The sequence below is a fragment of the Rugamonas sp. genome, from assembly GCF_025354735.1.
Taxonomy (GTDB): domain Bacteria; phylum Pseudomonadota; class Gammaproteobacteria; order Burkholderiales; family Burkholderiaceae_D; genus Rugamonas.
In genome coordinates this window covers 1-15,616 of sequence record NZ_JANXMI010000278.1, presented here as the reverse complement: position 1 = coordinate 15,616, position 15,616 = coordinate 1, and the positions used below count along the sequence as shown (strand labels likewise).

The window sequence follows — 15,616 nt, the reverse complement described above, 5'->3', positions numbered from 1 at the left end:
CCGGCGGCAAAGGCGGCGGTGGCGGCGTGTTCGGCGGCGGATAGTTGGCGCCGTTGTTATAACCGTCGTTGTAAGCCGGCGGCGGGCTCGCCATCATCCGTCCCGATACCGGCACGCGGTTGCCTTGCGCGTACATACATTGTTGGTACGCGTTGTCGTAGCGCCGCTGCGCACCGTAAGCCGAGCGTTCGCCCTCGCCGACACCGGCCATCGTGCCGAACGCCAGGCCGGTGCCGGCGCCAACGCCGGCGCCCCGGCCGCCGTTGACAGCCGCGCCCAGCGCCGCGCCGACCACCGTGCCGAGGGCGGCGCTGCGCACCGTGCTTTCGTCGCTGGCCTGCTGCGCGGAGCCCGCCTGCGCTTGCGCGTAGTTGCGGCAGGATTGATCGTCAGCCTGGAACTGGCCGAAATTCTTGCCGCTGCCCGGCAGCGCCATCATGCTCGGGCCCGTCGGCGCGACGGCGCAGGCGGTCAATATCAGCGGCAGCGCGCCGGCGATGAGGCGGAATGTGGACGGTAGCGATGGCATGGCGCCCTCCTCTTATCGCGGCGCCGGCACGCTGGCCGGATCGACCGCGCGCCATGGGACGTCGCATTGCTTGACGTAGGGATAGTAGCCAGCCGGCCGCGAGCAATACGACCAGGTCGGCGCCGACGTCGCGGCCGGCGCGCTGCGCTCGACATAGACCGGCGGATCGGCCGGCACGACGACGGTCGGCGCGTAATAGCCGGGATAGTAATAGGGATCGTAGTACGGCGCGCCATACCACCCGGGCCAATACAGCGGCGCGCCGATGCCGATGCCGATGCCGAAACGGCCTCCGTAATGGCCGCCGTAGTGGCCGCCGCCATAATGGCCGCCGACATGCGCGCCGCCGTGGCCGCCTCCGCCGCCGTGGCCATGCTGGGCCCAGGCGTTGGTGCAGACCGCGGAGCACGCCAGTAGCGCGATGGTCAGCGCTGGTTTGAGATAGTTCATGTCCTCACCTCGCGATTAAAGTGGATCACCTGACTTCATTATGGCCGGTGATCGCGACAAGGAAAGAGGCTGAAACAATTAGTAACCTGTTACACCAGGACGATATGGCGGAAAGGAAATTTTGGGGGCGGCGCGTGGCCCCGGGGTCGGACCCCGATGGTGGTTCGCGCCGGCGCACCGACTTTGCCGGCATGCTTACTTTGCCGGCAGCGCGACCGGCTCGGCCGTCTCCGACTTGGTCTGCGGGATGGCGGGCATCGCCACGGTTTCCGGCTGGGCCGCCGGGGCCGGGTCCGATGTCGCGGCCGGGGCCTGGTCCGTCGGCGCGGACGGCGCCAGCAGCATCGGCGGCGCCGGCGCCGTCGGCGGGTTCGCGCCCGACATGAGCGCCGGCGCCGTCACCATGCCAGCGCTGGCAGCGAGGGTCGGCGCCGTCACCGCCAGCCAGCCGCTGGCCGGCAGCAGCGGCACCAGCAGCAGCGCCACGATGTTGATGATCTTGATGAGCGGGTTGACGGCCGGGCCGGCCGTGTCCTTGTAGGGGTCGCCGACCGTGTCGCCCGTCACGGCCGCCTTGTGCGCGTCCGAGCCCTTGCCGCCGAAATGGCCGTCCTCGATATATTTCTTGGCGTTGTCCCAGGCGCCGCCGCCGGTCGTCATCGAGATCGCGACGAACAGGCCGGTGATGATGGTCCCCATCAGCATGCCGCCCAGCGCGGCCGGCCCCAGCAGCATGCCGACCACGATGGGCACGACCACCGGCAGCAGCGACGGGATGATCATTTCCTTGATGGCCGAGGCGGTCAGCATGTCGACCGCCTTGTCGTATTCGGGCTTGCCGCTGCCGTCCATGATGCCCTTGATGTCGCGGAACTGGCGCCGCACTTCGACCACCACGGCGCCGGCCGCGCGGCCCACCGCCTCCATCGCCATGGCGCCGAACAGATACGGGATCAGGCCGCCGATAATCAGGCCGACGATGACCATGGGATTGGACAGGTCGAAGCTGATCGACTTGCCGACCGATTCGAGCGCGTGCGTGTAATCGGCGAACAGCACCAGCGCGGCCAGGCCCGCCGAGCCGATGGCGTAACCCTTGGTGACGGCCTTGGTGGTGTTGCCGACGGCGTCGAGCGGGTCGGTGATGGCGCGCACCGAGTCGGGCATGCCGGCCATTTCGGCGATGCCGCCGGCGTTGTCGGTGATGGGGCCGTAGGCGTCGAGGGCGACGATGATGCCGGCCATCGACAGCATGGCCGTGGCGGCGATGGCGATGCCGTACAGGCCGAACAACTGGTAGGACAGCAAGATGGCGGCGCACACGGCCAGCACCGGGTAGGCGGTCGACTTCATCGACACGCCGAGGCCGGCGATGATGTTGGTGCCGTGGCCGGTGGTCGACGCTTCGGCGATGTGGCGCACGGGCTTGAAGTCGGTGCCGGTGTAATACTCGGTGATGTAGACCATCAAGCCGGTCAGCACGATGCCGACCACGGTGCAGCCCATCATGCGCAGGCGCATGTCGGGGTCGGGCCAGATCAGCCACGTGACGGCGGCGAAGCCGAGCAGCGACAGGCCGGCCGCCCACCACAGGCCGGTGTACAGGGCCGACATGATTTTCTTGCCCGGCGTGGCCTTGACCATGGCGCAGCCGACGATGGAGGCGAGGATGGAGACCGCGCCCAGCAGCAGCGGATAGATGATGGCCGAGGTCGGCGCCGAGGCGATCAGCAGCGCGCCCAGCAACATGGTCGCGATCAGCGTCACGACATAGGTCTCGAACAGGTCGGCCGCCATGCCGGCGCAGTCGCCGACGTTGTCGCCCACGTTGTCGGCGATGACGGCCGGGTTGCGCGGGTCGTCCTCGGGGATGCCGGCCTCGACCTTGCCGACCAGGTCGGCGCCGACGTCGGCGCCCTTGGTGAAGATGCCGCCGCCGAGCCGGGCGAAGATGGAGATCAGCGAGGCGCCGAAGGCCAGGCCGATCAGCGGCTTGATGACGTCATGCACGCTCTGGGTGGGATTCGGATAGGCCGAGGAGGCCAGGCTGGTGAGCAGCAGATAGAACAGCGCCACGCCCAGCAGGCCGAGGCCGACCACCAGCATGCCGGTGATGGCGCCGCCCTTGAAGGCGACGTCGAGCGCCTCGTTCATGCCCCGGGTCGCGGCCTGGGCCGTGCGCACGTTGGCGCGCACCGACACGTTCATGCCGATGAAGCCGCAGGCGCCCGACAGCACGGCGCCGATCAGGAAGCCGAGCGCGGTCTGCGCGCCCAGCAAAAAGAAGATCAGCACCAGCAGCACCACGCCGACGATGGCGATGGTGCGGTACTGGCGCGCCAGGTAGGCGGCGGCGCCCTGCTGGATCGCGAGGGCGATTTCCTGCATGCGCGCATTGCCCGCGTCCTGACGCAATATCCAGCTGCGCGACCATAAACCGTACACCACGGCGATGACGCCGCATACCACGATGAACCACAGACTGACTGCCATATTGTCCCCTTTTTTATTGATCCGGCATACAAACACACTTAGAAAACCGTCGCGCCCCGGACCGGAACGCGCGACCAACCAACGCGCACTGCAAAACTCAGATATCAATTCGTGGGGACTGGCCCGGTGGCCGGCATGGGCGCATGGCGGCATTGCGCGCGGTGATGCCGGGTGCTGCGGGCGCCTCAGCTCGCCGCCATAAAAAAAGCGGACGCACGGTCCGCTTTACTTTCCTGCTTAGTTCGCCAGAGCGGCAAAGGCGCTGTCGCGGATTTGCTCGACCGGGCCGACGCCGGCGATGCGGCGGTACTGCGGCGCACCCGGTTCGCCGGTGTCGGCCCAGCTGTGATAGTAGCCGAGCAGCACTTCGGTCTGGTTGTGGTAGACGTCCAGCCGCTTTTTGACGGTCTCGGCCTTGTCGTCGGGACGCTGCACCAGCGTTTCGCCGGTGACGTCGTCCTTGCCTTCGACCTTGGGCGGGTTGAACTTGACGTGGTAGACGCGGCCCGAACCCGGATGGCAGCGGCGGCCGTCCATGCGTTCGATGATGGACTCGTCCGGCACGGCGATTTCGAGCACGTAGTCGACGCCGATGCCGGCCTCTTTCATCGCGTCGGCCTGGGCGATGGTGCGCGGGAAGCCGTCGAACAGATAGCCGTTGGCGCAGTCGGGCTGGGTCAAACGGTCTTTGACGAGGCCGATCATGATGTCGTCCGACACCAGGCCGCCCGTGTCCATGACCTTCTTGGCCGCAATACCGAGTTCGGTGCCGGCGGCGATGGCCGCGCGCAGCATGTCGCCGGTGGAGATTTGCGGGATGTTGTATTTTTCTTTGATGAAATTAGCCTGGGTGCCTTTGCCGGCTCCTGGTGCTCCTAAAAGAATAAGACGCATGAAAAATTCCTAAAACAGATATTAATATGGTGGAAAGCGACGGTGGTAGCGATGATGATAATCTGCCATCCCATCGCAAACTATAGGGAAACTGAAACAATGCTGCCAGTTCGACTAACTTGCTACGAAACTTACCACAAAAGTCGCCCTTGACGCCAATTTATGGGTCTCAGGAGCGCACGATCCGGCTAAGCTTTGCGCCAAATGGAATAAATGGCGATAAATCCTATGAATATCGCACTATTGTCTACGTTATATCAGATTTCCCTTACTTATAACTGAATCGTCACGATAAATAATGGCCGCGCACACGCTCCAGATCTTCCGGCGTGTCGACGCCGGCGGCCGGCGCCGTGGCGGTCACGTGGACCGCGATCGGATAGCCGTGCCACAGCACGCGCAGCTGTTCCAGCGCCTCGATGGCTTCCAGCGGCGAGACGGCCAGGCCGGAATAGCTTTGCAGGAAGTCGTTGCGGTAGGCATACAGGCCGATGTGGCGCAGCGGCACGTAGCCGGACGGCAAGGCCGTTTTATCCTGCGCGAAGGCGTCCCGGGCCCACGGTATCGTCGCCCGCGAAAAGTACAGGGCGCGGCCGTTTTTATCGAGCACCACCTTGACCACGTTGGGGTTGAAGGCGTCGGCCGCGTCGTGCAGCGGGTGGGCGCAGGTGGCCATGGGCACGTCGGCGCCGATCAGGGCGGCCGCCTCCCGCAGCAGGGAGGGCTCGATCAACGGCTCGTCGCCCTGCAAATTGACGACCACCGCGTCCGGCGCCAGTCGCAGCGCGCGCGCCACCTCGGCGATGCGGTCGGTGCCCGAGGGATGGTCGGCGCGCGTCATGCACACTTCCATGCCGTGCGCCTCGCAGGCGGCGCGGATGGCCTCATGGTCGGTGGCGACGATGATGCGGGCCGCGCCGGCCGCGCGCGCGCGCTCGGCCACGCGCACCACCATGGGCTTGCCGCCCAGGTCGGCCAGCGGCTTGTTCGGCAGCCGGGTCGAGGCCAGCCGCGCCGGAATGATGACGATGAACGACATTTATTCCGCCGCGTCCTGCAAGGTGCGGGCCTCGTCGGCCCACATGATGGGGATGCCGTCGCGGATGGGATAGGCCAGGCGGTCGCCCTTGCAGATCATTTCCTGCGCTTTTTTATCGTACTCCAGGGGGCCTTTGCATACAGGGCAGACCAGGATATCAAGCAGTCGTGCATCCACGGATTTTCTCCACAATGAGGTCGGCCAGCGCCGCGTTGATGCGCGCTGTCACCGGGACCACCCACAGGCGCGGGTCGTCCTTTAGTTCGTCAATTTGCGCACATTTTACTGCATCCTTCTCCGTCATCAAGATCAGGTCCGCGTCGAGGCCGGCAAACGGGCGGTCGAGGAAATCGTGATGGTCGGGCAGTGGCAGCTCGGAGATGCTCAGGCCGGCGGTTTTGAGCATGCCGAAAAAACGCGCCGGATTGCCGATGCCGGCCGCCGCCGCCAGCCGCAGGCCGGGCTGGTTCAGGTCGGCCAGCGGGCGCCGCCGGCGGCGGTCGATCAATTGTTCGGCGTGCTCGCCGGCCAGGGTCATCTGGAACGGCGCGCCGGCGGACGAGGCTGCGGACACCGGGGCGGCCACCGACGCCGACAGGCGCTCATTCATTTGCGGCGTGTTGATGACGGTGACGTCGCGCCGGCGCGAACGCGGTTCGCGCAGCGGCCCGGCCGGCAGCAGCCAGCCGTTGCCGGCGCCACGGCCGTCGAACAGGATGATTTCCACGTCGCGCTGCAAGGCGTAGTGCTGCAAGCCGTCGTCGGTGACGATGACGTCGACCAGCGGCTGCGCCGCCAGCAAGGCGCGGCCGGCGGCGGCGCGGTCGCGGCCCACCATCACCGGCGCGCCGGTGCGCTGGGCGATCAGCAGCGGCTCGTCGCCGACGTCGCGCGGCGACGACGACGCCGTCACCGCGCGCGCCGCGCCGGCCGCGCCGCCGTGGCCGCGTGAAATCACGCCCGGGTGGAAGCCGGCCTGTTGCAAGGCTTGCACCAGCCAGATCGTCAGCGGCGTCTTGCCGGTGCCGCCGATGAAGATATTGCCCACCACGACCACCGGCACCGGCAAGCGCGACGAGGCGAATACGCCGCTCAGGTAGAGGCGGCGGCGCACGGCGCCCAGGGCGCGGAACAGCAGCGACAGCGGCCACAGCGCGCACGCCAGCGGACCGCGGCGCAGCCAGTTGCGCGTCAGCGTGGTTTGCAGCGTGGAGGGGGAAGTAGCCATGCGTGGGGATGGGGGGCTAAAGGGGATGCGGCGGGCGGCTAAATCGGGCTCGGAAAGGGGATGCGCGGGGCGCCTAAATCGCGGTCAAGACCGGAGGTCGGACCACGGTTTCGCATGAATCTCTCGAAACCGTGGTCCACCCCCGACGTCACGCCGGCGGCATGCGCCCGGCCGCGCCGGCTTATTTCGCGCCGCTCGTTTGGGCGGCGAACGTCAGCTTGTCGTAGCCGGCGATGCGGGCCGCTTCCATCACGTTGATGACCATCTGGTGCATGGCGAACTGGTCGGCGTTGATGATGACCACCGGCGTCTTGCCCGGCTGCGGATTTTCCTTGGCCGCCGCCTTCATCGCGTCGGCGAATCCGGCCACGTCGTGGAAGGACACCGGCGTGCCGTTGATGGTGTAACTGCCCTTGGCGTCGACCGTCACGTTGAGCTCGTACGGCTTTTCGACGGCCTTCGGCGTCGGCCGTCGGCAGCGTGATCTGCAACTCGGTGAACTTGCTGTAGGTGGTCGTGACCATCATGAAGATCAAAATCACCAGCAGCACGTCGATGAAGGGGATCAAATTGATTTCGGGGTCTTCGCGGCCCTTCCCTTTGCGGAAATTCATGCCGTCCCCTTATTTGCGCGCCAGGTGCACGACGTCGACGAATTTGACGGCCTGCTGCTCCATCTCGATGATGAAGCTGTCGACCAGCGCGCGGAAGTGGCGGTAGAACACCAGCGTCGGCATGGCGATGGCGAGGCCGAAGCCGGTGTTGTAGAGCGCCACCGAAATGCCGTGCGCCAGCTGGGCCGGGTTGGTGCCGCTGCTGTTCTGGGCGCCGAAAATCTCGATCATGCCGACCACGGTGCCGAACAGGCCCATCAGCGGCGCCAGCGAGGCGATCGTCCCCAGCGTCGTCAGGAAGCGTTCGAGCATGTGGGCCACGCCGCCGCCGGCCTCCTCGATCGATTCCTTCATCACGTCGCGCGGCGACTCGATGTTGCGCAGCGCGGCCGACAGCACCACGCCCAGCGGCGAGCTTTTTTCCAGCTTGTCGATGATGTCGGGGGTGATGGTGCCGCTGCGGTAGACCCGCACCACTTCATCGAGCAGCTGACGCGGCAGGATTTTGCTGCGGCGCAGATAGAGCAAGCGTTCGATGATTAAGGCGGTGGCAACGATGGAGGCAATCAACAACAGCCAGATAGGCCAACCTGCAGCTTGAAGAATGGCGAGCAAAACGAACTCCTGTGTGGATAAATCATATCCGCGGTGGCAACCCAACGCCGCCACGGCACCCGAAGGCGCAATGTATCTTGTTGGGACGCTATCGGCAAGGGGCGATTGACCGGCGCGGCGCGGCCACGGCCGACCAGGCGCGCGGGGGCCGCCTGTGGAGTTCTGCACATTTTCTGTGGACAATGATGTGTGCAATGCTGCAATACACAACGCAAGCCCTTGATTAATCAGCGTTTAATTGCGGCGCTTAAAAATAACGCAGGCGCGCAGCGGCGACGGCCTTGAAAGCTCAGCAAAAGTTATGCCAACTTCTGCACATATTCTGTTGATAAGATTGTGCGCAAGGCCGGGCGCTCCGCCCTAGCGCCTTGATACTAAACGGTTTTATTTCCGTGCGTAAAAATAGGGCAAGGTCGGGATTGCGGGCGATTCTCGCCACTTATCCAGGCAAAGCCTTACTTCGAGGGCAACAGTCGCGCTCCGATGTGCACTGGCGCGCAGTTCTGCACATAAATTGTGGATAAGATTGTTAGCAAGCATGCACAGTGCGGGCAAAGCCCTTGATTCTTAAGGGTATTTTTTCCATGCGTAAAATAAACGCAGCGCAAAACGGGCAAACGGAGTGCTGTGGCGACCGCCATGGGCGCCGGACTTCTGCACACTAAATGTGGATAAGATTGTGAGCAACGCCTATGGCATGGTGAAAGATCGTTGATTTATAAGGATAATTTTGCCGTGAGTAAAAATAGTGCAGATAAGCCATTATGGCCGTCCACGGCCCTGAAAACGCGGTTTTCCACCGCCGCGCCAGGCCGGGAGAGCGATAATGCCGGGCTATCGTCAGACTTATCCACTTCTGCACATTTTGTGTGGATAAGATTGTTAGCAAGCCCGTACGGTCGGCCTGAAGTGCTTGATTTATATAAACTTTCTTGCCTTGCGTAAAAATTAAGCAGGGCATTATTCGCCCCGACGGCGGCGCCGGCACGGTCGGGACCGCTGGTCGGCGCCATCACCGGCGGATCAGCGGCGCACGGGTTTTGCACACCTTCTGTGGATAAAATTGTGCGCAACAGCCATGTTGACGGCTTAAGCTGTTGATTCTAATCAATATACTTTGCTTGCTTAAATTTTGAGCATGATGAAAATTGCAATAAGAAAACAACTATCGCTCACGCCCGGCGCCGGCCGACGAGATGCGCTGTTGTGGATAACTTTGTGTGTAACTCTCGGTCGCGCCGCTGAAACGCCGTGATCGGCCCGGGTTGCGCCGGCGGCGGCGCATGGCGCTTAGCGTGTTTATCCTTTAAAATCAGCCGCCTATGTGGGCCTCCGGGGCTGCCGATGCGGTGACGCCGGCGGCGCGACCAAATTAATCCAGTGTGGATAGCTATTCTTTTGACACCTATGAACTTCGACGACCGCAACGATTCCAGCCCCGCTTCCGCCGCCCCGGTGATGACGGTCACCGCGCTGAACCAGGCGGTGGCGCGCCTGCTGGAGCGTTCCTTTCCCTTGAGCTGGATCGCCGGCGAAGTGTCGAACTTCACGCGCGCCAGTTCCGGCCACTGGTATTTCACGCTCAAGGACGACGCGGCCCAGGTGCGCGCCGTGATGTTCCGCGGCCGCGCGCAATATGCCGGCTTCATCCCGCGCGAGGGCGACAAGGTCGAGGTGCGGGCGTTGGTGACGCTGTACGGCGCGCGCGGCGACTACCAGATCAATGTCGAGGCGATCCGGCGCGCCGGCGTCGGCGTGCTGTTTGAAGCCTTTTTGCGGCTGAAGGAAAAGCTGACGGCGGCCGGCCTGTTCGAGCCGGAACGCAAGCGCGGCCTGCCGATGTTCGCGCGCACCATCGGCATCGTCACCAGCCCGCAGGCGGCGGCGCTGGGCGACGTGTTGACGGCGCTGCGCCGGCGCGCGCCGCACGTGAGCGTGGTGCTGTATCCGACGCCGGTGCAGGGCCAGCAGGCGCCCGAGAAAATCGCCGCCGCGATCCGCACCGCTTCCCGCCGCGCCGAGTGCGATGTGCTGATCGTCTGCCGTGGCGGCGGCAGCATCGAGGATCTGTGGTCGTTCAATGACGAGGCGGTGGCCTACGCGGTGGCCGAATGCAGCATGCCGGTGATTTCCGGCGTCGGCCACGAGACCGATTTCACCATCTGCGATTTCGCCGCCGACCTGCGCGCGGCCACGCCGACGGCCGCCGCCGAGCTGGCGGCGACGCCGCGGGCGGACTGGCTGTCGTCGCTGCGGGCCGACGCCACCGACCTGCGCCGCGCCATGCGCCGCAGCGTGACGGACGCCGCGCAGACGCTGGACGCTTATGCGCGGCGGTTGCTCAGCCCGGCCGCGCAGATACGGCAGCAACGCCTGAAGGTGTTGGCCTTGTCGACGGCCTTGGTGCATGCCCAGCGCGCGCCGCTGGGACGGGCGCGCTACGCGCTCGACCGGCTGGGCGGACGGCTGGCGGCGCGCCGGCCGGATCTGACGGCGGTGCGCGCGCAGCTGGCCGGCTGGCAGCATCGCGGCGCGTTGGGGATGGCGACGCAGCTCGGCCAGCGGCGCGACGCGCTGGCGGCGCTGGCGGCGCAGCTGGAGCTGCTCAATCCGCAGCGCACGCTCGAGCGCGGCTATGCCATCATCACCGACGCCAAAGGCGCGATCGTGCGCGCGCCGGCGCAGTTGCAGCCGCGCCAGACGCTGACGGTGCGGCTGGCCGAAGGCAGCGCCAGCATCGACGTGGCGGCGGTGCAGGCGACGCTGGGCTGAACGCCGGGGCGCTACTTCGCTAGTGCGCCGACAGCATGGCCGACATGCCGATCAGCGCCGGATATTCTTCGGTGATGACGAAGGTCGGGATCTGCGCCAGATAATCGGAGAAGCGTCCCTTGCTCTCGAAGCGGGCGCGGAATCCCGAGCGCTCGAAAAAACCACCCATGCGCGGCACGATGCCGCCGCCGATATAGATGCCGCCCTTGGCGCCCAGCGTCAGCGCGACGTTGCCGGCCACCGTGCCGAGCATGTCGCAAAACACGTCCAGCGTCTCGACGCAGACGGCGTCCGCGCCGGCCAGGCCGCGCTCGACGATCTCCGGCGCGGCGCGCGGCGGCGCGGCCACGCCGGCGCGCTCGGCCAGCGCGCGGTAGACCAGGTCCAGCCCGATGCCCGACACCAGCCGTTCGCTCGACACGTGCTCGTGATAGCGGCGCGCGTAGCGCAGGATGTCGATCTCGCGCTCGCTCATGGGCGCGAAGCTGCCGTGGCCGCCCTCGCTGTCGAGGGCGATCCACCGTTCGCCGGCCGGCACCAGGCCGGACACGCCGAGGCCCGTGCCGGCGCCGACCAGGCCGATGACGGCGTCGGCCCGCGCCGCGCCGCCGCCGATCTGGCGCTTGTGTTGCGGCGCCAGATGGGGCAAGGCGCTGGCCAGCGCCGTGAAGTCGTTGACCACCACCAGCGCCTTGAGGCCGAACTGCGAGCTGACCGCTTCGATCGAAAACGACCAGTGGTGGTTGGTCATGCGCACCCAGTCGCCGTCGATGGGGTTGGCGATGGCGATGCCGGCCAGCCGCGCCTGATAGCCGCCGGCCGCCACCGTCGCCGGCTGGGCCAGGTAGTGGACGATGGCCGCGCCCAGCGTCGGGTAGGCGCCGCATTCGGTGGACCAGATCGCCTCGAGCCGATGCGGCCCCGTCTCCAGCGCGAAGCGGGCGTTGGTGGCGCCGATGGCGGCCAGCAGGCGCGGGCCGGTCGTATAGTCGGAAAAGGTTGGGTGTTTCATGGGCTCGCTTTGGGATCGGGATAGTCGGATGGTCGGATGGTCGGAATAGTCGGGATGATAGTGTTGGCAGCGGTGGCCGGCATGACGGGTCGCGCCGGACGGTGAGCGCCAGTGTCGGTGCGCGGGGCGGCCGCGTCAAGCCCGGCGGCACGGCGGCACGGCCGCGTCAAACGCGGCGGCGCAGCGCGGGCCGGCCGCGGCGGCCGGGCGCAATACGGTGGCGGCAGAATAATCGTATGACTCTGACATGATTGCGTCACATTTATGATAAGCTCGTTTGAAAAGGTTTTCAGGCGGTCGCCGACAACCATGCCCCCGACAGGACGCCACTTGATCCACGCAGACACCTCGCCCCCCCCTTCGACCCTGATGGACGTCGCCCGTCTGGCGGGCGTGTCGCCGAGCACGGTGTCGCGCATCCTCAACGGCACGGCCCGCGTTTCCGAAGACAAGCGCCTGGCCGTGCTGGCCGCCATCACCAAGGTCAATTTCGCGCCCAACCAGATGGCCCAGGGCTTGAAAAAAGGCCGCTCGATGACCATCGGCATCGTCGTGCAAGATATTTCCAGCCCCTTTTTCGACGAGACGCTGCGCGGCGTGGACGACGGCCTCAAGGGCACCGGCTACGCCTCAGTCATCGTCAGCGGCCACTGGAACGCCGAGGAGGAGGCCGAACGCATCCGCCTGCTGCTGGCGCGCAAGGTCGACGGCATCATCCTGCTGTCGGGCCGCATGTCGGACGAGGCGGTATTGCAATTTTCCGGCCAGCGCCCCATCGTCTCGACCGGCCGCGCCCTGCACACGCGCAGCGCGCTGGGCATCAAGCTCGACAACGAGCACGGCGCCTGGCTGGCCGTCCACCATTTGATTGAGCTGGGCCACCGCCGCATCGCCTTCGTGTCCGGCCCGGCCAACAACCACGACGCCGACGAGCGCCTCACCGGCTATCTGCGGGCGCTGCGCGAGGCCGACATCGGGCCCGACCCCAAGCTCATCGTCGAAGGCAACTTCCACGAAAGCAGCGGCCTGCTGGCCGTCAACCACCTGTTCGACACGCAGCAGCAATTCTCGGCCGTGTTCGCCGCCAACGACTTGAGCGCCTACGGCGTGCGCCTGTGCCTGTATCGCAAGGGCATACGGGTGCCCGACGATATCTCCCTGGTCGGCTTCGACGATCTGCCCGGCTCGTCCTACACGACGCCGCCGCTGACGACGGTGCGCCAGCCGCTGTACGACATCGGCCTGATCGCCACCAACGCGCTGCGGCGCCTGATCAACGGCGACACCGTGGGCAGCGAAGTGCCGCCGCTGGAGCTGATCGTGCGCGAAACGACGCGCCGGGTGCGCTGAGTCGGCGGCCGTGACGCGTGGCCTTGACGCGCGGCATTGTCCGCGTTTCTGCAACGTTGGCCCATCCGCTTTACAATGGTGGTCGTTTCGGCAAAAATAATCTTCTGTCTTTTTTCTGTCCCTCACCACCAAGGAATAACAATGGAACATACCCTGCCCCCTCTGCCGTATGCTATGGACGCCCTGGCGCCGCACATCTCGAAGGAAACGCTGGAATACCACTACGGTAAGCACCACCAAGCGTATGTCACCAACTTGAACAACCTCATCAAGGGCACCGAGTTCGCGGAACTGCCGCTGGTCGACATCATCAAGAAATCGTCGGGCGGCATCTTCAACAACGCCGCCCAGGTGTGGAACCACACCTTTTACTGGAACGGCCTGACCCCGGCCAGCACCGGCGCACCGGCCGGCGCGCTGGCCGCCGCCATCGACGCCAAGTGGGGCTCGTTCGACAAGTTCAAGGAAGAATTCACCAAGTCCTGCGTCGGCAACTTCGGTTCCGGCTGGACCTGGCTGGTGAAAAAGGCCGACGGTTCGGTCGACATCGTCAACACCTCGAACGCCGCCACGCCGCTGACCGGCGCCGACACCCCGCTGCTGACCTGCGACGTGTGGGAACACGCTTACTACGTCGACTACCGCAACGCCCGTCCTAAATATGTGGAAACGTTCTGGAAACTGGTCAACTGGGAATTCGCCGGCGCCAACTTCGCCTGAGCGACCGGTATTCCGCTAGCCCGCTGAACCGCTAAAAAATCCACGCCGCGCGCGTGGATTTTTTTTATCCCGCGCGCGCCGCCGCCCGGTTCGCCGCTACCATGGACCACGCACCACCCACCGATACTCAAGGAGACCGCCATGCGCAACCATCACCAGTTTTATATCGACGGCCAGTGGGTCGCCCCCGTCAACGGCGGCCAACAGTGGGACGTCATCAATCCGGCCACCGAGGAAGTGGCCGGCTCCGTGCTGCTGGGCGACGGCGACGACGTCGACCGCGCCGTGCTGGCCGCGCGCCGCGCCTTCGCCGGCTATGCGCGCACGCCGCTGGCGCGGCGCGTGGAGTGGATCGCCGCCATCGCTAACGAATATGAAAAGCGGCTCGACGACCTGGCCGCCGCCATCAGCGAGGAAATGGGCGCGCCGCTGCACAAGCTGGCGCGGCCGGCGCAGGCGCCGATGGGACTGTGGCATTTGCAGACCGCGCTGGCGCTGGCCAAGGATTATCCCTTCGAGCGCCAGCAGGGCCGCACGCTGCTGGTCAAGGAGCCGGTCGGCGTGTGCGCGCTCATCACGCCGTGGAACTGGCCGATGAACCAGATCGTCTGCAAGGTCGCGCCGGCGCTGCTGGCCGGCTGCACCGTCGTGCTCAAACCGAGCGAGCTGGCGCCGTTCTCGTCGCAGATCTTCGCCGAGATCGTGGCGGCGGCGGGCCTGCCGGCCGGCGTGTTCAATATGCTGCACGGCGACGGCGCCGTGATCGGTCCGCTGCTGTCGGCCCACCCGCAGGTGGACATGGTGTCGCTGACCGGCTCGACCCGCGCCGGCGCCTCCGTCGCCAAACACGCGGCCGACACGGTCAAGGTGGTGTCGCTGGAACTGGGCGGCAAATCGGCCAACATCATCCTCGACGACGCGCCGCTGGCCGACGCCATCAAGGCCGGCGTGATGGGCATGATGAGCAACACGGGCCAGAGCTGCAACGCGCCCTCGCGCATGCTGGTGCCGGCCGCCAAACTGGCGCAGGCCGAAACGCTGGCCGCCGCCGTCGTCGCGCGGCTGGTGGTCGGCGATCCGCGGGCGCCCGCCACCACCACCGGACCCATCGCCAACGCCCGCCAGTACCAGCGCGTGCAAGCCATGATCGCCAAGGGCATAGAGCAAGGCGCGCGCGTGATCGCCGGCGGCCCCGGCCGGCCCGAGGGACTGGCGCGCGGCTATTATGCGCGGCCCACCATTTTCAGCGGCGCGCACAACGGCATGTGCATCGCGCAGGAAGAAATCTTCGGCCCGGTACTGACGATGATCCCTTACGACAGCGAGGAGGAAGCCGTCGCCATCGCCAACGACAGCGTCTATGGACTGTCCGGATACGTCTACGGCGGCACCTTGGAACGCGCGCGCGACGTGGCCCGCCAGTTGCGAACCGGCATGGTGCATTTGAACGGCGCCGGCATCGATCCGGGCGCGCCGTTCGGTGGCTACAAGCAGTCGGGCGTGGGACGCGAATGGGGCGCGGCCGGCATCGACGAATTCTTGGAGACCAAGGCCATCATGGGCGCAGCCGAAAGGTAGGCCGGCCCGCGCGTTCTGCGTTTCTTCAAGAATTACAGGGGAAACGCCATCGTTTCAAGGCACAGTTCGCCTGTGCCTTGGTTCGCCTGTGCCTTAGTTCGCCTTAGCGTTGGGCACGCTTACCGGGTGTGGGGTGGGTGTGCCTTTTTTTCGGTTTTACTAAAATCTGCTATTGCATACTAGCTGCCGCTACTCCTTACTATTTCATGCGGTTCTGCGCTATCGGCGGAACTAAATCGTACTACACGGCTCTAACAAATACAGGCCGGGATTTAGGATGGTTTCGCGTCCCGCGCGGAAATTTTAGTAAGCGATAGCGCGT

13 protein-coding genes and 1 pseudogene are annotated in these 15,616 nt (G+C 65.7%); 4 read left to right on the top strand and 10 right to left on the bottom strand.

Annotation, left to right across the window (positions count from 1 at the left end):
- From Q0S71_RS22455 to Q0S71_RS22415, 9 genes and pseudogenes are all read right to left on the bottom strand, one after another.
- Positions 1-529: YMGG-like glycine zipper-containing protein (locus tag Q0S71_RS22455; protein ID WP_296000750.1), on the bottom strand; the 529-nt coding region annotated here is incomplete at its 3' end.
- Between the two features lie 12 nt (positions 530-541).
- A complete protein-coding gene (locus tag Q0S71_RS22450; protein WP_296000747.1) occupies positions 542-979 on the bottom strand; it encodes a hypothetical protein in 438 nt (145 codons plus the stop codon).
- Positions 980-1,174: 195 nt separating this feature from the next.
- Positions 1,175-3,472 (bottom strand): sodium-translocating pyrophosphatase, encoded by a 2,298-nt coding sequence (locus Q0S71_RS22445; RefSeq protein ID WP_296000744.1) that lies wholly within the window; start codon positions 3,470-3,472, stop codon positions 1,175-1,177.
- A 237-nt stretch (positions 3,473-3,709) separates the two neighbouring features.
- Positions 3,710-4,366 (bottom strand): adenylate kinase, encoded by a 657-nt coding sequence (gene adk / locus Q0S71_RS22440; RefSeq protein WP_296000742.1) that lies wholly within the window; start codon positions 4,364-4,366, stop codon positions 3,710-3,712.
- A 286-nt stretch (positions 4,367-4,652) separates the two neighbouring features.
- Entirely contained in the window at positions 4,653-5,405 is a 753-nt protein-coding gene (gene kdsB / locus Q0S71_RS22435) for a 3-deoxy-manno-octulosonate cytidylyltransferase (protein WP_296000739.1), read from the bottom strand.
- A complete protein-coding gene (locus Q0S71_RS22430) occupies positions 5,406-5,582 on the bottom strand; it encodes a Trm112 family protein (RefSeq protein ID WP_296000736.1) in 177 nt (58 codons plus the stop codon).
- Positions 5,563-6,633, bottom strand: coding sequence for a tetraacyldisaccharide 4'-kinase (lpxK, locus tag Q0S71_RS22425; RefSeq protein ID WP_296000733.1), 1,071 nt, complete (start codon positions 6,631-6,633; stop codon positions 5,563-5,565). The genes Q0S71_RS22430 and lpxK overlap by 20 nt, the downstream gene beginning before the upstream one ends.
- 181 nt (positions 6,634-6,814) lie before the next feature.
- Positions 6,815-7,247, bottom strand: a pseudogene (locus Q0S71_RS22420) (ExbD/TolR family protein).
- Positions 7,248-7,256: 9 nt separating this feature from the next.
- Complete coding sequence (locus Q0S71_RS22415; protein ID WP_296000730.1) at positions 7,257-7,862, bottom strand: MotA/TolQ/ExbB proton channel family protein; 606 nt, start codon at positions 7,860-7,862, stop codon at positions 7,257-7,259.
- 1,407 nt (positions 7,863-9,269) lie between these two features.
- Here Q0S71_RS22415 and xseA point away from each other — a divergent pair.
- Complete coding sequence (gene xseA / locus Q0S71_RS22410) at positions 9,270-10,634, top strand: exodeoxyribonuclease VII large subunit (protein ID WP_296000728.1); 1,365 nt, start codon at positions 9,270-9,272, stop codon at positions 10,632-10,634.
- 19 nt (positions 10,635-10,653) lie between these two features.
- Here the strand turns inward: xseA and Q0S71_RS22405 are convergent, their stop codons facing one another.
- The gene (locus Q0S71_RS22405; protein ID WP_296000725.1) at positions 10,654-11,646 is read right to left on the bottom strand and encodes a glucokinase; all 993 of its coding nucleotides are present in this window, start codon (positions 11,644-11,646) and stop codon (positions 10,654-10,656) included.
- A gap of 369 nt (positions 11,647-12,015) precedes the next feature.
- Here Q0S71_RS22405 and Q0S71_RS22400 point away from each other — a divergent pair, with 369 nt between their 5' ends.
- The 3 genes from Q0S71_RS22400 to Q0S71_RS22390 all read left to right on the top strand — a co-directional run bounded on the left by Q0S71_RS22400 (position 12,016) and on the right by Q0S71_RS22390 (position 15,294).
- Entirely contained in the window at positions 12,016-12,996 is a 981-nt protein-coding gene (locus Q0S71_RS22400; RefSeq protein WP_296000752.1) for a LacI family DNA-binding transcriptional regulator, read from the top strand.
- A gap of 141 nt (positions 12,997-13,137) precedes the next feature.
- The gene (locus tag Q0S71_RS22395) at positions 13,138-13,716 is read left to right on the top strand and encodes a Fe-Mn family superoxide dismutase (protein ID WP_296000722.1); all 579 of its coding nucleotides are present in this window, start codon (positions 13,138-13,140) and stop codon (positions 13,714-13,716) included.
- Positions 13,717-13,857: 141 nt separating this feature from the next.
- Positions 13,858-15,294 carry an aldehyde dehydrogenase family protein gene (locus tag Q0S71_RS22390; RefSeq protein ID WP_296000720.1) on the top strand — a complete coding sequence of 479 codons (1,437 nt, stop codon included), beginning with the start codon at positions 13,858-13,860 and terminating at the stop codon, positions 15,292-15,294.
- Positions 15,295-15,616 lie beyond the last annotated feature (322 nt).

What these genes read in the sequence shown, in the direction of transcription:
- lpxK (WP_296000733.1), bottom strand. Translation starts at nt 6,633, where the DNA reads ATGGCTACTTCCCCCTCCACGCTGCAAACCACGCTGACGCGCAACTGG.
- Q0S71_RS22450 (WP_296000747.1), bottom strand. Translation starts at nt 979, where the DNA reads ATGAACTATCTCAAACCAGCGCTGACCATCGCGCTACTGGCGTGCTCC.
- Q0S71_RS22395 (WP_296000722.1), top strand. Translation starts at nt 13,138, where the DNA reads ATGGAACATACCCTGCCCCCTCTGCCGTATGCTATGGACGCCCTGGCG.
- kdsB (WP_296000739.1), bottom strand. Translation starts at nt 5,405, where the DNA reads ATGTCGTTCATCGTCATCATTCCGGCGCGGCTGGCCTCGACCCGGCTG.
- Q0S71_RS22445 (WP_296000744.1), bottom strand. Translation starts at nt 3,472, where the DNA reads ATGGCAGTCAGTCTGTGGTTCATCGTGGTATGCGGCGTCATCGCCGTG.
- xseA (WP_296000728.1), top strand. Translation starts at nt 9,270, where the DNA reads ATGAACTTCGACGACCGCAACGATTCCAGCCCCGCTTCCGCCGCCCCG.
- Q0S71_RS22400 (WP_296000752.1), top strand. Translation starts at nt 12,016, where the DNA reads ATGGACGTCGCCCGTCTGGCGGGCGTGTCGCCGAGCACGGTGTCGCGC.
- Q0S71_RS22390 (WP_296000720.1), top strand. Translation starts at nt 13,858, where the DNA reads ATGCGCAACCATCACCAGTTTTATATCGACGGCCAGTGGGTCGCCCCC.
- Q0S71_RS22405 (WP_296000725.1), bottom strand. Translation starts at nt 11,646, where the DNA reads ATGAAACACCCAACCTTTTCCGACTATACGACCGGCCCGCGCCTGCTG.
- adk (WP_296000742.1), bottom strand. Translation starts at nt 4,366, where the DNA reads ATGCGTCTTATTCTTTTAGGAGCACCAGGAGCCGGCAAAGGCACCCAG.